At 67.9% G+C, this 15,825-nt stretch carries 16 protein-coding genes; 7 read left to right on the top strand and 9 right to left on the bottom strand.

The genetic code is table 11. The annotated features are described in order from the left end of the window. Window position 1: 1 nt before the first annotated feature. Window positions 2-163, top strand: coding sequence for a DUF2256 domain-containing protein (locus IPV08_RS00885; protein WP_207410132.1), 162 nt, complete (start codon window positions 2-4; stop codon window positions 161-163). Here IPV08_RS00885 and IPV08_RS00880 read toward each other — a convergent pair whose 3' ends face one another. From IPV08_RS00880 to IPV08_RS00865, 4 genes are read right to left on the bottom strand one after another with little or no spacing between them, the layout of a single operon-like run. Next, window positions 164-757, bottom strand: coding sequence for a nucleotidyltransferase family protein (locus IPV08_RS00880; protein ID WP_207410127.1), 594 nt, complete (start codon window positions 755-757; stop codon window positions 164-166). Beyond that, window positions 750-1,790, bottom strand: a complete 1,041-nt coding sequence (locus IPV08_RS00875) for a molybdopterin-binding protein (protein WP_207410125.1) — start codon at window positions 1,788-1,790, stop codon at window positions 750-752. The genes IPV08_RS00880 and IPV08_RS00875 overlap by 8 nt, the downstream gene beginning before the upstream one ends. Continuing rightward, complete coding sequence (locus IPV08_RS00870; protein ID WP_207410123.1) at window positions 1,787-2,503, bottom strand: XdhC family protein; 717 nt, start codon at window positions 2,501-2,503, stop codon at window positions 1,787-1,789. Before IPV08_RS00870 ends, IPV08_RS00875 begins: the two co-directional genes overlap by 4 nt. Before the next feature lie 9 nt (window positions 2,504-2,512). Continuing rightward, window positions 2,513-2,836: an XdhC family protein gene (locus tag IPV08_RS00865; protein WP_056432390.1), complete on the bottom strand. Its 324-nt coding sequence runs from the start codon at window positions 2,834-2,836 to the stop codon at window positions 2,513-2,515. Window positions 2,837-3,101: 265 nt separating this feature from the next. On the opposite strand from IPV08_RS00865, the gene IPV08_RS00860 reads away from it, so the two are divergent. Both IPV08_RS00860 and infA read left to right on the top strand, forming a co-directional pair. Continuing rightward, window positions 3,102-4,247 (top strand): branched-chain amino acid ABC transporter substrate-binding protein, encoded by a 1,146-nt coding sequence (locus IPV08_RS00860; protein WP_207410121.1) that lies wholly within the window; start codon window positions 3,102-3,104, stop codon window positions 4,245-4,247. A gap of 323 nt (window positions 4,248-4,570) precedes the next feature. Beyond that, entirely contained in the window at window positions 4,571-4,843 is a 273-nt protein-coding gene (infA, locus tag IPV08_RS00855; RefSeq protein WP_018045296.1) for a translation initiation factor IF-1, read from the top strand. Window positions 4,844-5,017: 174 nt separating this feature from the next. Here the strand turns inward: infA and parC are convergent, their stop codons facing one another. Continuing rightward, window positions 5,018-7,270: a DNA topoisomerase IV subunit A gene (parC, locus tag IPV08_RS00850; RefSeq protein ID WP_056431822.1), complete on the bottom strand. Its 2,253-nt coding sequence runs from the start codon at window positions 7,268-7,270 to the stop codon at window positions 5,018-5,020. 53 nt (window positions 7,271-7,323) lie between these two features. Next, window positions 7,324-8,064, bottom strand: a complete 741-nt coding sequence (gene recO, locus IPV08_RS00845) for a DNA repair protein RecO (protein WP_207410118.1) — start codon at window positions 8,062-8,064, stop codon at window positions 7,324-7,326. A 214-nt stretch (window positions 8,065-8,278) separates the two neighbouring features. Between recO and IPV08_RS00840 the strand changes: the two genes are divergently transcribed. The 3 genes from IPV08_RS00840 (at window position 8,279) to putA (ending at window position 13,405) form a co-directional block, all read left to right on the top strand. After that, window positions 8,279-8,653, top strand: a complete 375-nt coding sequence (locus IPV08_RS00840; protein ID WP_207410396.1) for a hypothetical protein — start codon at window positions 8,279-8,281, stop codon at window positions 8,651-8,653. Window positions 8,654-8,711: 58 nt separating this feature from the next. After that, window positions 8,712-9,428 carry a gamma-glutamylcyclotransferase gene (locus IPV08_RS00835; RefSeq protein ID WP_207410116.1) on the top strand — a complete coding sequence of 239 codons (717 nt, stop codon included), beginning with the start codon at window positions 8,712-8,714 and terminating at the stop codon, window positions 9,426-9,428. Window positions 9,429-9,649: 221 nt separating this feature from the next. Beyond that, on the top strand, window positions 9,650-13,405 hold the full coding sequence (gene putA / locus IPV08_RS00830) for a bifunctional proline dehydrogenase/L-glutamate gamma-semialdehyde dehydrogenase PutA (protein ID WP_207410104.1): 3,756 nt from the start codon (window positions 9,650-9,652) through the stop codon (window positions 13,403-13,405). 167 nt (window positions 13,406-13,572) lie between these two features. Here the strand turns inward: putA and IPV08_RS00825 are convergent, their stop codons facing one another. From IPV08_RS00825 to IPV08_RS00815, 3 genes are all read right to left on the bottom strand, one after another. Then, complete coding sequence (locus IPV08_RS00825) at window positions 13,573-14,007, bottom strand: MEKHLA domain-containing protein (protein WP_207410102.1); 435 nt, start codon at window positions 14,005-14,007, stop codon at window positions 13,573-13,575. A 14-nt stretch (window positions 14,008-14,021) separates the two neighbouring features. Beyond that, complete coding sequence (locus tag IPV08_RS00820) at window positions 14,022-14,381, bottom strand: hypothetical protein (RefSeq protein ID WP_056431800.1); 360 nt, start codon at window positions 14,379-14,381, stop codon at window positions 14,022-14,024. Window positions 14,382-14,560: 179 nt separating this feature from the next. Beyond that, complete coding sequence (locus IPV08_RS00815; protein ID WP_207410100.1) at window positions 14,561-15,331, bottom strand: SDR family oxidoreductase; 771 nt, start codon at window positions 15,329-15,331, stop codon at window positions 14,561-14,563. A gap of 99 nt (window positions 15,332-15,430) precedes the next feature. Between IPV08_RS00815 and IPV08_RS00810 the strand changes: the two genes are divergently transcribed. Beyond that, window positions 15,431-15,820, top strand: a complete 390-nt coding sequence (locus tag IPV08_RS00810; RefSeq protein WP_207410098.1) for a helix-turn-helix domain-containing protein — start codon at window positions 15,431-15,433, stop codon at window positions 15,818-15,820. Window positions 15,821-15,825: the final 5 nt, after the last annotated feature.

Here is a 15,825-nt window from a genome sequence, read left to right as displayed (position 1 = left end):
CATGTCGCGCATGCGCAAGAAGGCGGATCTGCCCACCAAGGTCTGCGTCGCCTGCGGCAAGCCCTTCGCTTGGCGCAAGAAATGGGAACGTGTCTGGGATGAGGTCCGCTACTGTTCCGACCGGTGCCGGAACGAGGCGAAGCGGTCGGGCAAGGCCTCCTGATCAGGCGTGGGCGGCAGCGATCAGGGCGGCCTTCGTATCGATGTCGAAGGTGACGGCGGCATCCATCTCCCATTCGACGACGTCCGTCCGCGCCGCGAGGAGACGGCCGGCACCATGGTCACCGGTGAGCGAGGCCAGGTCGGGTGCGAGGAGCGCGCGATTCAACAGAACCGGGTTTCCGCGCACGCCGCGATGGACGGGGACGATGGCGGCGGGCACCGGATCGGCAGCCAGGAAGGCGGCGGCCAGGGTGGCGAGGTGGGACGGCCGGACACGCGGCATGTCCCCCAGCATCACGATGATTCCATCGGGCTCCGGCAGGGCGTCGAGCCCGCACCGCAGGGAGGTCGACAGCCCGTCCGCATAGGCCGGGTTGTCGATGAACCGCAGGTCGAGGCCGGCGAGCGCCTGCCGGATTGCTGCGCCATGCGCGCCAATTACGACCGCCACGGGCCCGAGTTTCGCCGCGACCGCTGACTCGGCCGCGTGGCGCACGAGTGGCTTGCCGTCGAGGGTGCCGAGCATCTTCGACGCTTGGCCGAAACGCGTCCCCCGCCCGGCGGCGAGGAGGAGGATGCCGATCCGATCAGACATCGTCCGCCATGCCCTCGTCCAGCGCGCTTTCCTCGCCTGATCTAGGCTGCGGACGGGACACGATCTCCATGAGCAGGCCTCCGACACCGAGCCCGACGATATCGGCCCGGCTGACGACGAGGCCGGCGAGAAGGCGGTGGAGAATCCAGTCGAACCCGTTCTCTGCGGGCGAGCGCGCGCATCCCGGCGCACCGATGACCGGGACGTCGTCGATACGGCCGACCAGAAGCAGGTTGCCGGGATCGACGGGCATGCCGAAATGCTCCACCTCACCGCCCGCCGCCTCGATACCGGCGGGGATGACGTCGCGCCGGTCGGCGATGGCCGAAGCGCCGAACACAACGACGAGATCGGCCTCGTCGCGGGCGATGGTCTGGCGAAGGGCGGCGGCCATGGCGCCAGCCTCGTGCGACACCCGGATATCCGCGACGATCCCGGCCCCGGTCGGCGCCAGCCGGCGCTCGAGGTTGCGCAGGGTCTTGGCGATGGTGGTCTCCTTCAGCCCCGGCAACAGGGTCGAGACGACGCCGACCCGGCGACGGCGATAGGGGATGACCGTCAGTGCCTCGGGCGTCGCGATCCCACACGCGCGCTCAAGGGCGGAAGCCGAGACGGCGTAGGGGATGATCTTGACCGTCGCCACCATCTCGCCGGGGATGACAGGCCGGAAAGGCGGCAGGGTCGCCAGCGTGATCGCCTCGTCCACCCCGTTCACGGCGTCGATGACGGCGCGGTCGATCATCAGAAGGCCCGGCACCTCCGCGTGGAGATTGCAGCGTCCCGTGAAAGCGGGACTTGCCGAAAGGCCAGCCCCCGCCACCCGGCCGGCGAGGCGGGCGGCGGCCTCGTCCTCGCCGACATCGCCCACCTCAAGGGTCACCGCCACCACACTGTCGAGGCCGGCCTCACCGAGACGGCGCGCATCCTCACTCCCGATCGGCCGCCCCTTGCGGACGATCACATCGTCGGCCCGCAGAGTATGGGCCGCGATGAGCCCCGCGGCTCGCGAGATCGCGACCGAACCGAACTTCACGCGGGAACTCCGGGTTTGGTAGCGCGCGGATCGGCGCCGCGCAGGGTGGAGACGACCTGCGCCAGGATCGAGACGGCGATCTCGGCCGGGCTCACGGCACCGATATCGAGGCCGATCGGCGCCTCGATCCGCCCGATCTGTTCCGACGAGAACCCCGCCTGCGACAAGCGTTCGACCCGCGCGGCATGGGTCTTCCGCGAGCCGAGGGCGCCCACATAGAAGCACTCGGCCTTCAGGGCCGCGATCAGCGCGGGATCATCGATCTTCGGATCGTGGGTCAGGGCGGCGACGGCACAATAGCGGTCGAGGGGCGGAACGGGGCCTGCGAGGGCTTCGTCCGGCCATAGTGGCACGAGGGAAACCTCCGGAAAGCGCTCGGGGGTGGCGAAGGCCGTTCGCGGGTCGATGACGCTCACCGAAAGGTCGATCGCCGCCGCCATCGGGCACAAAGCCTGACTGATATGCACTGCCCCGATGAGGACGAGCCGGACCTTGGGAGCCTGGACGGTGAGGAAGAGCTGCCGCCCCTCCACCTCGATAAGGCCGCTCTTTCCCGAGGCGAGGCGCCGCGCCAGGATGTCGGCGAGGGGATCGGCCGGGATCTCGGCCTCGCGGACCACACGCTGGCTGCCGTCATCGAGGTCGGTGACGAGCAGCGCGGCGCGGCGCGCGGCGCGCTCGACATTGAGGGCACGGAGAGAATCGAGTTGCATGGCGCCGCTTCAGTCGATGCGTTCGACGAAGACGCGGATGCGCCCGCCGCAGGACAATCCCACCCGCCAGGCGGTCTCGTCGGCAACGCCGAACTCGATCACCCGTGGCCGTCCATCGGAGATAGCATCCAGTGCCTCGGTGATGACGGCCCCCTCGACGCAGCCGCCAGAGACCGAGCCGAGGAAGTTTCCGCCCTCGTCGACGACGAGGTGGCTGCCGACCGGGCGAGGCGCGGAGCCCCAGGTCTCGACGACGGTGGCAAGCGCCACGCCGCGCCCGCTCCGGCGCCACGACTCGGCCGCGTTGAGGATATCGGTTTCGGTGGAGAGCATGGGACACTCCGCGCGCTGCGCGTCTTCGAGCATGACGGCACTCACGCAACGCCGCCTCGGGGAGATAAGCTCCGGCGCGGATGGCACAATGCGGAGGCGAAGCCCATGCCATGCCTGCTCGACGTCCCATCTCCGAAACGTGCGGACAAGCACGGAAGAGGCGTCTCGTCGCCGGGGCGCACGCGCGCTTCAAGCCGCGCCAAATCCGCTGGCGCGCGCTATGAAGATCGGGCCCTCTACTCGCCAATCCTCCGGGCCCCGTTCCATGAGACCCTCTCTCCCCTCGGCCGCCGTAGCGATCCTCGCTGTGCTTGTCCTCCCACCCTCCGGCGCCGGGGCGCAGAACGCCGCGCAGGCGCCGATCCGGATCGGGCTCTCGCTTCCCCTGACCGGGCCTGACGCCGCCTTCGGGCAGGGCCTCCGGGCCGGGGCCGAACAAGCGGTGGCGGATCTCAACCGCGCGACGGGAGCCTCGGGCCGGAAACTTGCTCTCGTCGTTGCCGACGATGCCGGCGACGGCAAGCAGGGGCTGGCCGTCGCGCGGAAATTCGCCGCCGATCGCGTGCCCCTCGTTATCGGGCCGCTGAATGCCGCCGTGGCCGCATCGGCGCTGCCGGTCTACGAGGAAGCGGGGATCGTCGCCGTGACGGTCGGCATCGCCTGGCCCGCCTTGACCACGCGTGGGGCCTGGAACGTCTTCCGCCTCGGTGGCAGCGATGCGGAGCAGGGGCCGATCGCGGCGGGCTATCTTCTCGAGCGTTTCAGAGGGCGGCGTATCGGCCTCGTCCATGACAGGAGCACGTTCGGTCGGGGTCTCGTCGACGACGTCGCTCGCAGTCTCAAAACGAATGGACAGGCGGAGAGCGCTTTCGAAAGCCTCGGCCGCGGCGACAAGGATCTCTCCGCCCTCGTCGCCCGCCTGAAGCGAGCCCGGATCGAGGTCGTTTATTTCGGCGGCCTTGCGCCGGAAGCGGGGCTGCTGATCCGTTCCCTGCGCGAAGCGAGCCTCGCCATTCCCCTCGTCGGCAGCGATGGGCTGCTCGACAAGGAGTTCGCCGCCGGAGCCGGTCCCGGCGCCGAGGGGACCGTGATGACCCTTACCCCCGAACCGCGAAAGCTGCCGGATGCCAGGCAAGCGGCGGCCAAGCCGAGGAGTCCGGAAGCCGACATGGTGGCGGCGCAGGGCTATGCGGCGGTCGAGATCCTCAGACAGGCCGTCGAGCAGGCCAAATCGAATGAGGGTCGCAAGGTCGCGGCGTTCCTCCATGGCGGTGCGCCTCTGAAGACCGCCCTTGGCGAGGTCGCATTCGACGATAAAGGCCAGACCAAAGCGCCCGGCTACCAGCTGCAGGTCTGGAGGAAGACCCCCGACGGCCGTATCGACTACGCCGGCAATGTCGTGACGCCCTGATCCGGGCGAAAAGTGGCGCCTTGCCGCCAACCCGATGAGGCAGCTGTCGCCTCGGATTGGGACGAGCCGAGAGGATGACCGGGCAGTTGAAGCACCAACGAAGATTTCCCGGTCTCAGGACAGGATGTGCTTTTCTGTCGACGGGATACCGTTCACGGCGGTAAAAGCTTGCTTACGGAACGCGCGAACATTATGTCTCGCCGACGCTCGCCGGTGTTGCGCATCCGATGGGATCGGACCCGCCGCCCGCAGCGTTTTGCCGAACGGCTATGTTTTTGGTGTCCCGGAATGCCCCGTTCTGGCGTTCCGGCTGGAGAGTGTGGATGGCGAAAGAAGAGTTGATGCAGTTCGACGGTCTCGTGATCGAGATCCTGCCGGACGCACGCTACCGCGTGCAGCTCGACCAGGGCCACGAGATCGTGGCCTACACGGCCGGCAAGATGAAGAAGAACCGCATCAAGACTCTGGCGGGCGACCGTGTCACCGTCGAGATGTCGCCCTACGATCTCGAGAAGGGTCGCCTCGTGTTCCGTCACAAGGACGAGCGTTCCTCCGGTCCGCGCCCGCCGATCCGCGGCCAGTTCCGCCGCCGCTGAGCCTTACGAAAAGGCGGCCCCTGCTTCGAATATGCCGGGCCACCCGTAGGCGAAGCTATCTCCCCGAAGGTGCCGTCTCGTTTTGCGAGATCGCTCCTGCGGTCTTGGTCCCGGGGATACGCTGAGCGGTCCCGGAACACCCGAGACCCCACAGAATCTCGCCCTTCCGGACGCCTACCTCCCGAACCGCTCGAATTTCGGGAAGCTGCGGGTCATCAGAGTGCCGGCCTCGGCCCGGTGGCCCATCCACTTCTCCAGCAGCGCCGCATTGGCGAGCCGCTCCTGACCGGCGCTGTCGCGCCAGGGCAGGCCCTCGGCCAGGGTGAAGACATGGGCGTCGGTGAGCGTGCTCTGGCGGCAACGCTGCAGGCGCACCCCCTTGCCGCGCGACAGTTCCGGCAATTCAGAGAGCGGGAAGACCAGTAGCAACCGGTCGGCGCTGCAGACGGCGACATGATCGCCGCTGCTGGCAGGCACGAGCAGCATGGCCTGGGCCGGCTCGTCGAGCCCCATGATGCCCTTGCCCTTGCGGGTATTGGCCACCAGCGCGTCGGCGGGGGCGAGGAAACCGCGCCCATCCGAGCCCGCGATCAGGAGCTTGCCACCCGGCTGATACGGCAGGGCGGCGACGATCTCGGCGCCGTCGTCGAAATCCACCATCAAGCGGATCGGGTCACCGAAGCCGCGTCCGCCCGGAAGCTTCGCCGCTTCCAGGGTGAACACCTTGCCGTTGGAGGCCAGGACCAGGATCTTGGCCGTAGTCTCGCTGAGGAACGAGATCTTGAGGGCGTCATCGCCCTTGAAGGCGACGCCCGACAGATCGGCGACATGCCCCTTGAGGGCGCGGATCCAGCCCTTGGCCGAGACGATGACGGTGATCGGCTCGCGCTCCACCATGGCGGAGGTGAAATCGATCCCGGCGGTGTCGGGCGGGTTCTCCAGGGTGGTGCGACGGGCTCCGATCTTAGTCTCGGGCCCGAAGGTCTTCTTCACCGCCCGGATCTGCTTGGTGATGTCCGACCATTGCATCTTTTCGGAGCCGAGCAGTTCCTCGATCCCGTCCTTCTCCTTGGTCAGCGTATCGAGTTCGCGCTTGAGCTCCATCTCCTCCAGCTTGCGCAACGAGCGCAGGCGCGTGTCGAGGATGGCGTTGGCCTGGAGTTCGGTGAGTTCGAACCGCTTCATCAGGGACGGTTTCGGCTCGTCCTCCTCACGGATGATGCGGATCACCTCGTCGAGATCGAGATAGACGATGAGAAGGCCGCCGAGAATTTCGAGGCGGCGTTCGATCTGCCCGAGGCGGTGGCGCGAGCGGCGTTGGAGGACGACGCGGCGATGGTCGAGCCATTCGCGCAGGGCCTCGGCGAGCCCGATCACGCGCGGGACGAGACCGCCCACCAGGACGTTCATGTTGAGGGGAATGCGGGCTTCGAGTTCGGTGAGCCGAAACACGGATTCCATGAGGATCACCGGGTCGACGCTGCGCGAGCGCGGCTCCAGCACGACACGGACGTCCTCCGCCGATTCATCGCGCACGTCGGCCAGCAGCGGCAGCTTCTTCTCCTGCAGCAGCTCGGCCAGCTTCTCGATGAGCCGGGCCTTGGGAATGCCGTAGGGAATCTCGGTGACGACGATGTTCCAGGTGCCGCGCCCCGTATCCTCCTTCGCCCAGCGCGCCCGCACGCGAAAACCGCCGCGCCCGGTGCGATAGGCCTCGGCGATCGACTCGGCGCTATCGATCAGAATACCGCCGGTGGGAAAATCGGGCCCTTTCACGAAGGTGAGGAGCTGGGCCGACGTCGCCTCGCGATGGCCGATGAGATAGAGCGCCGCGTCGCAGAGTTCGGCCGCGTTGTGCGGCGGGATCGAGGTGGCCATGCCCACCGCGATGCCCTGGGAGCCGTTGGCGAGCAGGTTGGGGAAGGCCGCCGGCAGGACGATGGGCTCGTCCTTCTCGCCATTGTAGGACGGCCGGAAATCGACCGTGTCCTCGTCGATCCCGTCGAGGAGCAGGCGCGCCACCTCTGTCAGCCGCGCCTCGGTGTAGCGATAGGCGGCGGGGCCATCTCCGTCGATATTGCCGAAATTGCCCTGGCCATCCACCAGCGGATAGCGCTGCGCGAAATCCTGTGAGAGGCGCACCAGCGCATCGTAGATCGCCTGGTCGCCATGGGGATGGAAATCGCCCATCACGTCGCCGACGATCTTCGCGCATTTCTTGAACGCCGTGTTGGGGTCCAGGCGCAGGAGCCGCATACCGTAGAGAATGCGCCGATGCACCGGCTTGAGGCCGTCGCGGGCATCGGGCAACGCGCGGTTCATGATCGTGGAGAGCGCATAGGCGAAGTAGCGCTCTTCGAGCGCCGACTTCAGTTCGACGCTCTCGATACCGTCGGATCCCGACGGTGGATCGAAGGGCTGGCCCATGACGAACTCCCGGGCCGGACATGGCCCATATCAGAACATAACGAGAACGGAACTTAATCGCTCTGCGTCCCCAACGCAACGAATCGCGCCCGCTCCGCCGGAGGGGCGATGGCGCGGGGTCCCCAGATGTGCTGGTCGAGGAAATACCCCGTCAAGGTAAATCCATTGGCTACATCCCTCTCGTCCGGCGGGATGGAGCCGCCCCGACCCTTCTCCCGCTCGAGAAGGAAGCCCGGCAGAGCCAGCAGCCTGTCCCGGAAGGGCTCCCCGGCCGAGGCGCTGACAGCCCGCCCGGTCCTCGGCGAGACGTAGATCAGCGCATCGTTGCCGCCCGTGGCCGCGCAGGCGGTAAGATCGAGGCCGAAGCCGAGCTCGGCCAGGATCGCGAGTTCGAACCGTACCATCAGGAGGGGGGCGATCACCCGGTCGTCGAGATGGGCGATGAGCACGCGGGCCGCCTCGTAGAGAGCGGAATGGGAATCGCGCTCGGGCAGCAGACGGAGAAGCGCCGCCATATGGGTCACTCCGTAGAGGGCGAGCCCCGAGCCCATGAGCCGCGCCGCCGAAGATTCGAGGGGCTCCACCGCGAAGGCGCCGAGGCTCTCGTCGAGACGCGCGCGCCAGGTGAGGCGAACGTGGTTGCCGGTCTGGAGCACCGGCTGCATCCGCCGCGAACGCCCCCCATGGACGAGGCCGAGATGGCGGCCGTGGCACGCGGTCATGACTTCGAGGACGATTCCCGTCTCGCCCTGCTTGCGCAGCCCCAGCACCACGCCGTCGTCGGTCCATTGCATGGCCCTCTCATTAAGGCGTGGCGAATGCGTTGGAAACGGGCCGGCGGCATCGAGAAACGCGCTGGATTGTGGTGATCCATATATTCCCGCACAGCGTGTCAAACGCTACGCTTCGGGGTCCCCCGTTAGGTGCTCCCCTCCCATGGTACTCTCCCGACATGGCATCGCCGGAAACGGCCCGTTGCTGCCGCGATCCAGGGTCGCCATCGCGGCGATGGCAGTCCTCGCCCTCACGCTCGCTGGATGCGGGCGGCGTGAACCGGCTCCGGCTGCCATTGCCAGCTTCACCATGCGCGAGCGGGTGGCCGCCCTGGCCCTTCGCCAGAGCGGCTTCGGTTCGATCTCGGTGATCCCGGTCCGTTTCGAGCATAGCCGCATCGCGGGACCGTTCCAGGATGACGGACGCACGCTCTACTGTGTGTCCGCCCGGATGATGGGCCGCCGCTTCCTCAAGGGCGAAAAAGCCAAGGTCGTCATTCGGGAGGAGACCGGCAAGCTCAGCATCCTCGAGGATGTCGAGGAGGTCTGCGAGGGCCACCGGACGGAGCCGTTCAAGGAGCTGGAGGCACTCGGGAATGTGAGCGGTTGACGACCATCCCGCGCCGGACGGGTTGCCCGGACAGACCGGTGATGCTCCGATACCAACCATGCGGCATCGCCCCCTTTCGCTGACCCTCGACCTCATCACCCGTGCCCATCCGACTCCGGTCGCCGACGATGCGAGCGCCCTGCATCTCATCAGCGATCTCGACCTCGCGCCCGGCCTCGACAGGATGCTCCGGCATCGGCCGACGGAGGACGAAGGGCTCTGGGTGTTCGGCTACGGTTCGCTGATCTGGCAGCCGGAATTCGCCGTGGCCGAGCGGCGCGTCGGCACGGTGAGAGGCTATCACCGGCGCTTTTGCCTGCTGCAGCGGCGGTTTCGCGGGAGCCGCGAACGGCCGGGCCTCGTCCTTGCGCTCGACCGGGGCGGCATCTGCCGCGGAATCGTGTTTCGCCTGAGGGGATCGGATCCGGTCGAGACCCTGATGCCGGTCTGGCGCCGGGAGATGCGCGGCGGAGGCTATGCGGGACGCTGGGTCGTCGTCGAAACCGCGGCCGGGCCGGTCACCGCCCTGACCTTCGTCGTCAACCGCGCCAGCGACCGCTACACCGGGCGCCTCGCGGAGGAGGAGATCGCCGACCGGATCGCCACCGGCGCAGGGCATCTCGGCCCGAGTGCGGAATATCTGTTCCGCACGGCACAGGCCTGCGCGGATGCCGGCATTCTCGACGACCATCTCTGGCGGTTGCAGCATCTCGTGGCCGAGCGCCTGGAGGCCGCATATCGACAGCAAGCGGAGCTGCGCGTCGCCACGCGGTAACGGGTCCCTCCTTCCCGCATCGCTGATTTCGAGGTGGAAGAGAGGGCCGGCGACCCGCCCGGAAACTACGCAGGTGCGGCCTCGTTGGTCTGCATCGGCAAGGTCGCTCCGCACAGGTGTGCACGGGCAAATTCCGGTGCATCTTCCTTCGAGGAGATGCCGGATATCGGTGATCGCCCGGGGGCAGCAGCGGGAAGGCTTCGACCCATGAGCCTCATACCATGAGCAAATGCCCACCTCCGACGCAGCTGCCGCCCGATCGCAGGCTGGCTTTCTCTGAATTCGAGGGTCCCGCCGCGCCGCTCGGAGCGCTCCGGGCCAGGGTCCGCGCCGCCCATCGCCGTTCCGAATCCCAATGCGTCGCCTCCTTGATGGCGGAAGTGCATCAAAGTCCGTCGGAGGATGCCGCGGCGACGCATCTGGCGGGGCGCCTCGTCGCGGCCTTACGCGAGAAAGGCGCGCGCGGGCCCGTCGAGCAGCTGATGCGCGAGTTCAGCCTGTCGAGCGCCGAGGGCGTCGCCCTGATGTGCCTCGCCGAAGCACTTCTGCGCATTCCGGATACGGCGAGCCGCGACGCCCTCATCCGCGACAAGATCGGACATGGCGATTGGCGGTCGCATCTCGGCCATGCCACCTCGCTGTTCGCCGGTGCAGCCGCGTGGAGCCTCGCGCTGACGGGGCGGGTGGTCGGCGTCGAGGACGAGGCCGGCCTGACGGCGGCGCTGACGGGCGTCCTGCGTCGGGCAGGCCAGCCGGCCATCCGCATGGGTGTCGATCTGGCGATGCGGATGCTCGGCGGCCAGTTCGTCACCGGCCGCAGCATCGCCGAAGCGCTCCGCAACAGCCGGCAGAAGGAGGAGAAAGGCTTCCGCTATTCCTATGACATGCTGGGCGAGGCGGCGGTGAATGCAGCGGATGCCGCCCGCTATCTGGCGGATTATGCCGGCGCCATCGCGGCGATCGGTGTGGCCTCGGCCGGGCGCGGGCTTCTCGATGGGCCGGGCATCTCGGTCAAGCTCTCAGCGCTGCACCCGCGTTATGCCCGTGCCCAACGCAAGCGGGTGATGGACGAGTTGCTGCCGAGGCTGACTGACCTCGCTCTCGCGGCCAGCCGCCATGATATCGGGTTCAACATCGATGCCGAGGAGGCCGACCGGCTCGACCTCTCCCTCGATCTCCTCGAAGCCCTGGCGATGGACGAGCGTCTTGCCGGCTGGGACGGGCTTGGCTTCGTCGTACAGGCCTATCAGAAGCGCGCGCTCCCCGTGCTGGACGTCGTCATCGACCTTGCGCGGCGGAGCGGGCACCGCCTCATGGTCCGCCTCGTCAAGGGCGCATACTGGGATTCGGAGATCAAGCGCGCCCAGGTCGATGGGCTCGACGGTTTCCCGGTCTTCACCCGGAAGCTCCATACCGACGTGTCGTACCTCGCCTGCGCGCGCCGGCTTCTGGCGGCCGGAGACGCAGTGTTTCCGCAATTCGCGACCCACAATGCCCGCACGCTCGCCGACATCGTCGCCATGGCGGGGGACGATTTTCAGCCCGGCGACTACGAGTTCCAGTGCCTGCACGGCATGGGCGAAGCGCTCTACGAGGAGGTGGTCGGCGGCGCGATCCTCGACCGGCCGTGCCGGATCTATGCGCCGGTGGGCTCGCACGACACGTTGCTCGCCTATCTCGTCCGGCGCCTGCTGGAGAACGGAGCAAACTCCTCCTTCGTCAACCGGATCGCCGATCCCGCCGTGTCGGCCGGCGACCTCGTCGCCAACCCGCTGGAGCTGGCCCGCCGGGTCGTACCGCCGGGATCGGGCCATCCGGGGATCGCCCTGCCGCGCGATCTCTTCGGCCCGAGCCGCGTGAACGCGCGCGGCCTCGACCTGTCCGACGAGGACGTGCTCGCGTCCCTCGGCGCGAGCCTGCGGGCGGGTGCGGGGACACCCCGCCTGTGTCGGCCCGTTCCGACGGATGAGTATGACGGCACGAAACGCGCCGTGCTCAACCCCGCCGACCGGAACGACATCGCCGGCCACGTGATCGAGGCAGAGGCGGAGATCGTCGACGCCGCCATCGCGCGTGCGACATCAGCCTCCAGCGCCTGGGCGACGACGGCGCCATCGCGGCGGGCCGGTATCCTGAACGTAGCGGCGGACCGGATCGAGGCGCGGCGTGACGCGTTCCTCGGGTTGCTGATCCGGGAAGCCGGCAAGACCCTCACCGATGCCGTCGGCGAGATCCGCGAGGCGGTGGATTTCCTGCGCTATTACGGAGCGCAGGCAGCGGGATTCGATCCCGCGACTCATCCGCCCCTTGGCGTCGTCGCCTGTATCAGCCCCTGGAACTTCCCCCTCGCCATCTTCATCGGGCAGGTCGGAGCCGCGCTCGCCGCCGGCAATGCCGTCCTCGCCAAGCCAGCCGAGGAAACGCCCCTGGTGGCCGGGCTCGCCGTGGAGATCCTGATCGAGGCGGGAATTCCTGACGGCGTGCTCGGTCTCCTGCCGGGAGACGGTGCGATCGGCGCGCGCCTCGTGGCCGATCCTCGGGTCCAGGGCGTGCTCTTTACCGGTTCGACCGATGTCGCCAAGGCGATCCAGGCCGAACTCGCCAGGCGGCTCGGACCGGATGGACGGCCGATTCCGTTCGTGGCCGAGACGGGTGGCCAGAACGCCCTGGTCGTCGATTCCTCCGCCCTGCCGGAGCAGGTCGTCGCCGATGTGGTGATGTCGGCCTTCAATTCCGCCGGACAGCGCTGCTCGGCGCTTCGCGTGCTCTGCCTTCAGGAGGAGGTGGCCGACCGCATCCTCGCCATGCTCGAAGGCGCCATGGCCGAACTGACGATCGGCAATCCCGACCGGCTCGCCACCGATATCGGGCCGGTGATCAGCGAGGCTGCGCGGGAGGCGATCGAAGAACATGTGGCGCGGATGCGGGAACGCGGCCACGCCGTGCATCGGGTCGCGCTGCCGCCCTCCTGCGCGGCCGGCCATTTCGTTTCCCCGACCCTGATCGCCATCGACAGTCTCGACGACCTGTCCGGCGAGATCTTCGGCCCCGTCCTCTACGTCCTGCGTATCAGGCGCGACGATCTCGGCCGGATCGTCGATGCCATCGCCGGGACCGGCTACGGCCTGACCTTCGGCGTCCATAGCCGGATCGACGCTACCGTCTCGCGCCTCGTGGACGGGGTCCATGCGGGCAACATCTACGTCAACCGCAACCTCATCGGGGCCGTCGTCGGCCTTCAGCCCTTTGGCGGCGAAGGCCTGTCGGGGACGGGACCGAAGGCCGGCGGCCCGCTCTATCTCCGCCGCCTCCTGGCTTCGGCGCCAGCGAAGACCGGCCTCGTCCGGCGGCCCGCCGCGATGCCCGAGGCGCTGGCGTCCCTGCGCGACGCCCTGTCGGTGGCGGGCAGGGAGAGGGAGGCGGCGCGCTGCGACGCCTATGCCGAACGGAGCCTCCTCGGACTCGACATCGCCCTGCCCGGCCCGGTGGGCGAGAGCAACCGCTACAGCCTGCATCCGCGCGGCACGGTCCTGTGCCTGCCAACCAGCGGAACCGGGCTGTTCGCACAGATCGCGGCCTGCCTCGCCACCGGCAATACGGTCCGGCTCGTCCCGCCTGCCGGCCTGCGACCGATGCTCGACCTTCTGCCCCGTGCGGTTCGGGGCACGATCGGCGTGGCCGATGGGCCGGACGCCGTGGGCTGCGCGGCGATCCTGGCGGAGGGCGGGGCGGAGGGCGGGGCGGATGCGGCCCTCGCGGCGACGCGGAGAGCCGCCGCGCTGCCGGGCGCCATCATCCCAGTCCTCGCCGTGTCGCCGGACAAACTGGAGAAAGGAGCCGACGATTACTCGTTGGAATGGCTTCTCCGGGAGCGCAGCGTCAGCATCAACACCGCGGCGGCAGGCGGCAATGCCGCCCTCATGACCCTCGGCGAGGATAGCGATGCGATCACGGTCCCGCCCACCACCTCATCCTGAAGTGCCGAAGCGCAGCGAAGGCCTCGAAGGAGCCCCCCAGCTCGCGTAGCGGGTTCTGGAGCCCTCCTTCGAGGCGGCTATCGCAGTGCCTCAGGACGAGGTCGTGGAAGGGAAGAAAAACGTCACGGTCTCCGCTCGTCGATACCTGTCGAACCGAGGGAACCCTCTCAGACAGAAAAGGTCGCGGCCTGTCCGTGCAGCAGACCGGTCTCATCCACGAGTTGCCAGACGATGGCGTCGCGGATCGGGAAGCGGGTTCCGTCCTTGCGGATGCGGATGCCGGCATAATTGGCGACGAACCCGTCACGGGTGACGGCGTCGAGCAGGCGCTGACGCTCGGCGCGTTCCGGGGCCTTGGCAGAGAAGCGAGAGGGCAACCCGATGAGCTCGTCCTTCTCGTAGCCGAAGATGCGCAGAGCGGTCAGGTTCGCATAGATGAAACGCGGGTCCTCTGCCCCATCATGGGCCAGGACGGCGAAGGGGGCCTCGGCATGGAGCCAGGCCGCGTCGCCCCCAGACTCGGGCACCAGCGACCGGCCGACGGCACGGCGGAAACTCCCGGTCAGGAGCGTATGGAAACCGGGATCGTTGCAGACATCCACGTCAGGCACCTGTGTCAGCGGGAGGCCGAGGGCCGCTCGAACCGGGCATAGGCGGCCAGGACGAGGTAAGCGACGACGCTGCCGAACGCGGCTGCGACTGCCTTCACGAGGAAATCGCTCAACCGCGCATGGCGGGTCGACGACAATTCCTGGCCGAATTCGAGGAGGCCGGCCACCGCCATTCCGGTCATGAGCCCGAGATACCAGCGCTTGGGATAGGCCAGGATCAAGAGGAAGCCGAACAGGGCGTAGGCGCTCATCCGCTCGACATTCGCCGAGGCGACGACCGGCCGGAGCCCGATCGGCGACAGCGTCACGAAGACCAGGATCGCGAGGATGACGAAGACCGACAGGCGCAAGAGAGTTCTCGTCATCGAAGCGTGCCACCGAACCGCGACGCCAGCTTGCGTCATGCCGGGTCTTGTTGGGCAAGCACCGGGTCCAGCCTGATCTCGACCATGCTGAAGGTATTATTAAGACGCGGTTACGCGGCGGATGTTTCCCGCCGCGTCTTTCCGACCGGCAAGCCGGCTCGCATGGCCGCTGCGGAGCGTCAGTGCTGCTCCGCGCGCGCCTTGTTGGCGAAGTCGTTCACGGTAGCCAAGGCCTGGTCGAACCGCTTCTCGCTTTCCGCGAAGCGCAGGAATCCCACGCGTTCCACGAGGATTTCCGGCGGGGTCGGCTGCGTCGCGAAGAGCGTCATCACCTCGTCCATGAAGTCGCCGAGGGGCATGTATCCCTCCCGCGTCGACTGGCCGGGCGTAAGTTCCGTCTGCACGGCGGGCGGCACGAGCTCGATGACCTCGACCCTGCCCTTAAGGGCGTCCCGCAGGCTGACCGTGTAGGAATGGATCGCCGCCTTCGTCGCCGAATAGGTCGGGGTCGAGACCAGCGGCACGAAGGCGAGGCCCGACGAGACGTTGACGACCGCAGCGTCCGGTTGAGCTGAAAGATGGTCGACCAGCGCGTTGGTGAGCCGGATCGGCCCCAGCAGGTTGGTGGTCACCATCGCCTCGGCATCCGCCAGATCACGGGACCGGGTGAGATCCTCGAACAGCATGATCCCGGCATTGTTGATCAGGACGTTCAGGTCGGGATGGGCGGCGATCACCGTCGCGGCGAAAGCGTCGATCCCAGTCTTGTCCTCGACATCGAGCACATAGCCGACCATGCCGGGATTGGCCTCCGTGACCGCATCGAGCCGATCGCGGCGGCGGCCGGCGATGATCACCGTGTTGCCCTGGGCCTGGAAACGCTCCGCCAGTTCGCGGCCGATCCCCGATGCGCCGCCGGTGATGAGAATGGTGTTGCCACTCGTCTTCATGGGACATCCCTCCTGGTTGTCCCAATCAGATGCCGCTCCTACTCTCCGATGGGTAGAAGGCACCAAAAAGATTTGTACTTACCAAAAGGAGAGCGTGACATGGCGGCCCCGCCCCCACCCGCCGACGCGGATCCGCGCGTCGAGGCGCTGGTCCACGACCTGATCGGCCGCGTCGCCGACAAATGGACGATGCTGGTCCTCGAAATCCTGGAGGAAAGGGGCGAGCTTCGTTTCACCGAACTCAGCCGCTCGATCGGCACGATCAGCCAGAAGATGCTGACTCAGACCCTCCGCCATATGGAGCGGGACGGATTGGTGATCCGCACCGTGCATCCGGTGGTGCCGCCCAAGGTCGAGTACCGGCTGACGGAACTCGGCCAGAGCCTCGGCGCCGCCTTCTGCGGCGTGTGGATCTGGGCCGAGCAGAACCTCGCGGCGGTGGAGACGGCGCGCGAGACGTTCGACGGGCCCCTCCCCTCGGGAGGCTGACCCCG

The sequence above is a fragment of the Methylobacterium sp. SD274 genome (assembly GCF_017355285.1).
Taxonomy (GTDB): domain Bacteria; phylum Pseudomonadota; class Alphaproteobacteria; order Rhizobiales; family Beijerinckiaceae; genus Methylobacterium.
Note: the sequence above shows the minus strand (reverse complement) of the source record. Positions and strands in the feature narration are given on the sequence as shown.